4 protein-coding genes and 1 pseudogene are annotated in these 7,529 nt (G+C 64.7%); 3 read left to right on the top strand and 2 right to left on the bottom strand.

What is annotated here, in order from left to right; genetic code table 11:
• Window positions 1-667: 667 nt before the first annotated feature.
• The 3 genes from M8859_RS33290 (at window position 668) to M8859_RS33280 (ending at window position 3,571) form a co-directional block, all read left to right on the top strand.
• On the top strand, window positions 668-823 hold the full coding sequence (locus tag M8859_RS33290; RefSeq protein ID WP_159930506.1) for a hypothetical protein: 156 nt from the start codon (window positions 668-670) through the stop codon (window positions 821-823).
• A gap of 317 nt (window positions 824-1,140) precedes the next feature.
• Window positions 1,141-2,637, top strand: coding sequence for an FAD-binding protein (locus M8859_RS33285; protein WP_159930505.1), 1,497 nt, complete (start codon window positions 1,141-1,143; stop codon window positions 2,635-2,637).
• Window positions 2,638-2,692: 55 nt separating this feature from the next.
• Window positions 2,693-3,571 (top strand): class I SAM-dependent methyltransferase, encoded by an 879-nt coding sequence (locus M8859_RS33280; RefSeq protein WP_249645456.1) that lies wholly within the window; start codon window positions 2,693-2,695, stop codon window positions 3,569-3,571.
• Window positions 3,572-3,894: 323 nt separating this feature from the next.
• Here M8859_RS33280 and M8859_RS33275 read toward each other — a convergent pair.
• Both M8859_RS33275 and M8859_RS33270 read right to left on the bottom strand, forming a co-directional pair.
• A pseudogene (locus M8859_RS33275) lies at window positions 3,895-4,126 on the bottom strand (YnfA family protein); the annotation flags it as partial.
• Window positions 4,127-4,533: 407 nt separating this feature from the next.
• Window positions 4,534-7,182 (bottom strand): helix-turn-helix transcriptional regulator, encoded by a 2,649-nt coding sequence (locus M8859_RS33270; protein WP_159930502.1) that lies wholly within the window; start codon window positions 7,180-7,182, stop codon window positions 4,534-4,536.
• Between the last annotated feature and the right edge of the window lie 347 nt (window positions 7,183-7,529).

The raw sequence follows: 7,529 nt of genomic DNA, 5'->3' as shown, positions 1-7,529 counted from the left end.
CTTCCGCACGATCTCTTCGGCGGAATGCCGCTTACGTCCAGCCATGGTTCTCAGTGTCCCTTCCAGCCCCTCACCAGGGCCAACGGAACTCTAGTTCCAGGCGGTCTCATTCACCGGGGACAGGCCACTGAAGGTCGTCCACCACAGTCCGCCAGTCACGCTGCGCCGAGTCGAGATCTCGCTCTAATACTGCAACGGCACTCGAGTCGGGTAGCGTGCCTGCGTGGTTGTGAATGTCGTTGCAGCGGAGTTGAATTCGTTGCACGAGAGGATCGGTTGCCGGTTCACGCGGTGAATGAAACGGACACAGGCGGGCCCGCGGCGGTAGCGGATTTGCAGCGCCTGGCGGCAGCCCCTCCTGCGGGACTTGTCCGCCGCGACGGCGTCTTCACCTGGGTCACCGGCCCCGAAGTACAGGTGGGCGTGCCCAGTGTCGACGGGAATGTCCTGCTCGGCCAAATCCTGGCCTTTCTCGACGTCCCGAGCTTGGCTCTGCGACAGGCGCACCGAACGTCCGCTTCGTATTCGCGGTCGGTGAAACGGCGAGCAGGCGCCGCGGCGAACCCGCTTCTACCGAGGTCAGGATCGACCTCGAAGGAATCGATCGCGCGGGTGCACCGCTCAGCACGAGCCGCGCTGCCTCATCCACCCGGCGGGGCGGCGTCCCTTGACCGCACTCGGCGTCGCACTCGGGGTCGAACGACTGCTCAGCCTGCGCGGCGAGGTCGTGGCGCCGGGTATTCACACTCCCGAGGGCTTGCTCGACCCCGCCTACGCGATCGAGCGGATAGTCGAGATCGGCGCCAGCTTCCAATCGGTTTGAGCTACGGCAAATCGCCTCACTCCGCGGTGCATCGGGAGTCAGGGTTGTCAACAGGTGAGCGACATACGGCCATGCGTCGAGTCAGATGAGGGTGCCGCTGACGCCATCGGAGGCCTGTGCTGATACGTGTCTACTGATGTGCGCAGAATACCTACGCGCCGAGAATCGGGACGTGGTGATCGGCTACGGACGAGTCACCAGCGAAATGTACAGCGTCATGGGGCATAACAGCTGACCGCGACCTGCTACGCGCTGGTACGCGGCAGCGGGCGGTCCCGCTGATGATCCAGCGTCAGCCGCATGACAGGAGCGTCAAGATGTCCACTGAGTACGATCGGCGACGTTTCCTGTTGCGTGCGGGTGTCGGAGTGGCCGCCGCGGCCGCGGTGGTGGGATTCGATCCGGTCGGTCGGCGGTGGATCGGTACCGCGAGCGCCGAGGAAGCGATGTTCGCCGATGTTCCCGCGCTGGACGGGATGTTGGTCTTCGACGACGCCACTCGTACATCGGACTCGCTCGACCAAGGCAACATAGTCAGCCGCCGCCCGACCGCGGTGTTGCGCCCGGGATCCGTCCGTGACATCGCCACCATGATCCGGTACTGCGGGCAGTACGGCATCGAGGTCGCGGCACGGGGAGCGGCGCACACGGTGTTCGGCCAAGGTTTGGTGGCCGGGCTGCTCATCGAGATGCGAAGTCTGCGGCGCATCCACTCCATCGACGCAGACACCGCTGATGTGGACGCCGGTGTGCTGTGGCGCGAACTCACGGTCGCCGCCTTCGAGCAGGCTCGGCTGACACCGCCGGTGTTGACCGGATCGGTGGACCTCACCGTCGGCGGCACCTTGTCGGTGGGCGGGGTGGACGGCAATACGGGACATTTTCAGCGCGGCTTGCAGATCGACAACGTCCGCGAACTCGAGGTGGTGACCGGCTGCGGCGATATCGAGCGTTGCTCGACGGAGCGCAATCGCGACCTGTTCGAGGCCATGCTCGGCGGGCTCGGCCAATGCGGCGTCATCACCCGCGCCACGGTGGATCTGGTGCCCGTTCAGCCCATGGTCCGGGTCTACCGCATCCACTACACCGACAGCGGACGATTCTTCGCCGACCTGCGCACACTGCTGCACCGCGGCGAGCTCGACGGAATGTACAACCTGTGGATGCCCCCCGGCACCTCGGTGCTGTACGAACTCAACGCATTCGCCCACTTCGACCCGTCGCAGCCACCCGACGACCGGTACCTGCTGCGTGGTCTGGGTGTCGAGGCAGCGACACCGCTGACCCTCGATCTTCCGTACGTGGCGGCGATACAGTTCGTCGACGATGTCCTCATCGCGCCGCTGAAGGCGACACTGAACTGGGACCGGCTCGTCAAGCCCTGGTTCGATGTCTGGCTGCCCGATGAGACGGTCGAACAGTTCGTCACCGATGTCGTACCGACATTGGGTCTCGACGATATCGGTGTCGGCGGGTTCTTCCTGCTCATCCCGCAGCGGCGATCGGCAATGACCAGACCCTTCTACCGCGTCCCGAACCAGAGTTCCAGTGACTGGATCTACCTGTTCGACTTGCTGTCGGCGTCCATGACCCCGGGGCCGGATCCCGCATTCGCAACCGCCAAGCTCGCCCGCAACAGACGCCTCTACGACAAGGCCGTTGCAGCCGGTGGCACACGATATCCGATCAGCGCCATCGAATTCACCATCGACGACTGGAAGAATCATTACGGTGACACCTGGCCCCGTTTTGTGTCACTAAAACACCGATACGACCCACACAATATCCTCGCACCGGGTGTCGGGATCTTCTGAGCTGCGCAGCAGTCGCGGCACATCACGGACCGACCGGGCAGATACACACAACTGGATGAAAGTCAGGGAGCGCCACCGACTTATGGACAACTCTGCGGTTCCGAGCCGCACAGCACTCATGGCCGCCGCCGCCCGCGCGGCTCATCTCCTTGTCGACAAAGAGCCGTTCATATTTCGTGATACGTTCGCCTACACATTGCTGGGATCGCAGGCCGAAGAATTGATCGGCGTTCACCGAGCGATCGACAGTCCCATTCTGGCGACGGCACGGACGATCGCGGCGACCCGCAGTCGTTATACCGAGGATGCGCTGGCACGTTCCGAGCTCCGGCAATACGTCGTCCTGGGGGCGGGGTTGGACTCCTATGCCGTCCGGTGTGGTGAATCGGATCTGCGCATTTATGAAGTCGATCATTCGGCGACCCAGTCATGGAAGCGAAAGACTCTGGAGGCGGCCGGTATTCCGCTTCCCGAAGGACTGACGTTCATCTCCGCCGATCTGGCGTCGGGATCCCTGCTGGACCGGTTGGGTGCGGCCGGTCTCGATTCGTCGTGTCCGGCGTTCGTCAGCTGGCTCGGCGTGACCGTGTACCTACCGTACGCCGCGATCGTAGACACCGTGGCTGCGATCGGGCAGTTCGCTGCCGGGAGTGAGGTAGTTGTCGAGCACATGCTCCCCGCCGACATGTGCGATACCCCGGGCCGTGAATTCGCGGAGGTAGGTGCCGCGGTGGCATCGGCAAATCTCGAATCATGGCAGACCTTCCTCAGCGCGACTGAGATGGCCACGCTATTGCAGGAGTATGGCTTCGACATCGTTCGACAGTCATATCAACGGGAGATGATCGAGCCTGGCTTGTGGATCCGTTCCGATTCATTGCGCCCGGTCAGGTCGACCGCGATCAGTCATGCCCGGTTGCCTGTCCACCCATAGGCAGGACTATTTGCCCCTGCACCTTCCAGCTGTCGGTTCATCCGTCGGCCAAGCGGCGGGGAGGCGTCGCGAACGGCGCGGCTGCGAACGGATGCCCCAGGGGGCTGCCACGACACTCGCCGAATCGTTGCGTGCGACAGCCGTTGGTCACTTCGGCTGGTGCGCTGCGAAAACAAGGTCATCGCAGTGGCGAAATCCGGCGCCTCGCGTGCCGTATGTCATGCAGTCCGCTGCGCGGACCGGTATCACGACCCTGACACCGCCCAGGTTATCGACGCCGGGGGCAGAACAGGGCTGGTCGGCTCGATGCCGTACGGCCATGCCCCAGCCCAGCGAGCCCGCGACGAACACGCCACCGTAGGCGGCGAGGATGCGGCCGAAGTGGGCGGCGGGTTGCACTGTGGCGACGAATCCGTAGAGCCCGAGGGCAACGACACCGGCGCCGATCCAGGCCCAGCCGCGATGTTCGCGAACACCGTGCCACACCAGCCGAGCGCCGCCGCTCTCCGCGGCGGCGGCCAGGGCGAACAACAGGATCGAACGCAGCACGGTCATGTCCACCGAGCCTACGAACCCGGGCTCAGGGTGCGGCGGCGCAGCCGCTAGGTTCACCCCAGTTCTCGCCGGTATCCGGATGCCACGGCCGGGTCCGGGTCGGCCATGGACGAGGCCGCGGCGGGTGCTGGCCGACAAGGGCTGTTCGACTCACGCGATCCGCGAGCACCGTCGAGGCGCGGTATCACCGCCCGATCCCCGAACGCAGCGATCAGCAGGCCCACCGTCGTCGCCGGGCAGTGCTGGTGGTCGCCCACCGACGTTCGATCCGACCGCATTCCGGCGCCGCAACGTGGTCGAACGCTGCTTCAACCGGCTCGAGCAGTATCGGGCCATCGCGATCCGATACGACAAGACCGCGATCGCCTACCGAGGCATGCTCGACCTGGTGGCTTTGAGGACGAGCCCTAGCCGCGTCTGGGGCGAGCCGTGGTCGGCTCGGTGCCGGTCGGGACCTGTTGTCGGCGGGGTTGTCGGGGTGATGGTTTCTGCTCGGTCTGGCGTGTTCGTCGGGTGGTTTCGACTCGGACCTGGTCGATGACATCGCGGGGGACGTGTTCGATGATGTCCTCGCGTGAGGTGATGGCCAGCTTGTGGAGGATCGATGCGATCTGGGCGTCGATGGTCCTCAAGGACTTACCGCGGCGGGCGGCGATGGCGGCGTTGGTCCACCCGGCCGCGGCCAGGATGGCGACCTGTTGTTCGGCGGGGGTCAGCTCGGGCCAGAGCGAACTGATGGTCTTCCCTGGTGGCGTGGTGATGGTCAGGGTGCCCATGGCGAGTCGTTGCACCTCGTTGTGTTCGGGCCGCAGACGGCTGCCGCGGGTCTCGGCTGCAGTAAAAGCCTCGGTGCCGAGCACCTGACGGGAGACGGCAATGGCCTTGGCGGACTTCTCGGCAAAAGGCTGGAGCTGGTTGATATCCAGGCGGAGTTTGGCTTCTAGGGTTGTGGCTCCGCCCACCAAATGGGCGATTTCGGTGGCCAGGGCGACCAGGGTGTCATGATGGGTGTTTTCGACAGTGCTCGAGTCGGTGATGATGCGCGCCAACGACCAGGTTCGAACCTGCACCAGCAGCCATCCGCCCCACTGATCACCGGCAGTGAGTTGATATGCCAGCGAGGCCTGTTCCAGGTCTAGCGCTTCGACAGGGTCGCCATGTCGGGTCGAGGTGATCGCCCGGACGAGTTCGGCCCACGACTTTTCCCACAACGATCCCGACACACTCGCGTAGTCACAGTAGCGTTGGGTGATCTCCAGGGCCTGCTGCGCTGTCCCCAACAGACCCGCGGCCATCGCGGCGAACAGTTCGCTCAGCGACGCGGTGCCGCGGTCGCCGAGAGTATGGAACTTGTCCCGGGCTCGGGTGAAGACGGTGATGGCGCGGGCGTCGCCGCGGGCGAGCATTAGCTCCATCCCCCACGCGAACTCAACGGGAGCAAGCAGCCCGATATCGGTCTCGGCGGTCTGCCGCCAATTCGCTCTGGTGTTCGGGTCGGGGACGCAGGCGGCGACACAGTCCTCGAGAACCCGCTCGGCATCCTCATGGTTGCCTTGAACGACGGCGAGCCATACGAGAGCGGTCATGGCCCCGATCTGGAGACCAACTGGCTGCGGGGTCGACGCCCGGGTGGCGTCGAGACAGCGTTGAGTCCAGCGGCGCACTTCCCCCACCGAGCCGCTGATGAACGGCACACGTAAGGAGATCAGGCCGAGGCAAATCTCCAACCCGGTACCGGCCTGACCGGGGGTGGTGAGGCTGGTTTCGATCGCGGTCACAGTATTGGCCCAGGTCGTGCGCGCCCAATCCAATAGTTCCTGCCCCTCGGGGTCGGACCAGTTGGCTGCGGCGTAGGCGATTTTGTCGTGGTAGTAGCGCAGGTGCCGCTCGGCCAACCGGACGGGTTCGTCCACCCCGGCGCTGCTGCGGTGTCGCAGCCGCTGCTGCGCGAACACCCGCAGGCTCTCTACCAGGGAATACCGCGCCGTAGTGGCTGTTGTGTGCATCGACACCAGCGACTGGTCGACCAGTCGTTCGAGCAGGCCCTCGATCTCTTGCCCGACCAGACTTACCGCGGTGTTGCTGTTCTCGTCGTCGCAGCAGATGCTTTCGATGGCCTCCAGATCTGCACCCACATCCAGAGCGGTGCCGGTGGTGTCTTCGGGGTTGGTGTCATAGCCGGCGGCGAAGACCGACATGCGGTCGAACAGCAGCTGTTCGGTGTCGCTGCATAACCCATAGGACCAGGCAATGACGTCGACGACCCCACGATGCCTGAGGTCGACCCCGACCCGGAAACCGTGCGACCAGCGCAGGCGGGTGTCGTCGGCTCGACCGGTGAGCCCGTGCAGGATCATGGCCAGGGGCTGATGGCGCAATCGTGCGGCCGCCAACTGGATGTAGAGGGGGTAGTTGTGGATATGGCGGCAGATCTCAGCGGCGACGGCGATCTGGTCATTATCTGTGATCGGGCGCTCGACCAATTCGGAGCGCTGCCGGAACAGGGCCACGGCCTGTCGGTGAGTCAGCGGCGGCACCTGTATCAGGTATTCGTCGATCCAGCCGATCGGTTCGCGACTGGTCGCCACCACGGTCAACTCCGGTACGGTGTCGAGCAGGTCGGCGATTAGGGACGCGACGCCGGTGTGCACGTGTTCGCAGTTGTCGAGCACCAGCACGGTGGGTGCAGTGTGACCGGTGGTGTCGGTGCGGGTGAGAGTGTCGACCAGGGCCTCCCATGCCGATCGCCCGGAGAAATCGGCCTCGATCACCGCGTGGGCGACCTCTTCTACGATCGCGGTGGTGTCGGAACCCTTGGCCAGCCGTGCCAACCGCACCCAAAACATCCGGGTTTTCCTGGCGGCGGCTTTACCGTAGCGGTGAACGGCTTCGGCGGCCAGACGGGTTTTCCCGATACCGCCCCCGCCGGTAAGGGTGATCAACCGGGCAGGCCCCCGCAGCAGGGTGCTGATTTTTTCCAGCTCATGGTCTCGGCCGACAAAACCGGGGCCGGGCGCGGCCAAGTTACCTGCGCCGTCCCGACGCCTGGTCTGCATACCGTAGAATCATATTGCTCACGCGGATGCTGTGTCCTGCGGAGCGGATCCCGGCCAACCCACAACGCAGCTACCCTCATGTACCTCTACGGCTGGTACAACAACCGGCGCATCCAGAAGAAGCTGGGTTGGCGATCACGGGACGAGTTCGAGGCCAGCTACCATCAACGGCTTCCAGCCGGAACCAGATAATTCGCTCTCCGGCGAGGCGGGTGCCTCTTTGCCAAGTCGAGGACAGGGCCGATGCCGTCGGTGCGCGGGTGGAACGAACTCGGTGAACGCTTCGACGAGTCGGGTTCGTCCGGTGGCTCGAGGATGCAATTCGTTGTGCGCGTTGCGCTTCCGCT

It is taken from the genome of Nocardia sputi, assembly GCF_023501985.1.
The sequence above is the reverse complement of the archived record's forward strand: the minus strand, read 5'-3'. Positions and strand labels throughout refer to the sequence as shown.

Excerpts from the sequence above, each read along its gene's own strand:
- M8859_RS33285 (WP_159930505.1), top strand. The coding sequence starts at position 1,141 with ATGTCCACTGAGTACGATCGGCGACGTTTCCTGTTGCGTGCGGGTGTC.
- M8859_RS33280 (WP_249645456.1), top strand. The coding sequence starts at position 2,693 with ATGAAAGTCAGGGAGCGCCACCGACTTATGGACAACTCTGCGGTTCCG.
- M8859_RS33270 (WP_159930502.1), bottom strand. The coding sequence starts at position 7,182 with ATGCAGACCAGGCGTCGGGACGGCGCAGGTAACTTGGCCGCGCCCGGC.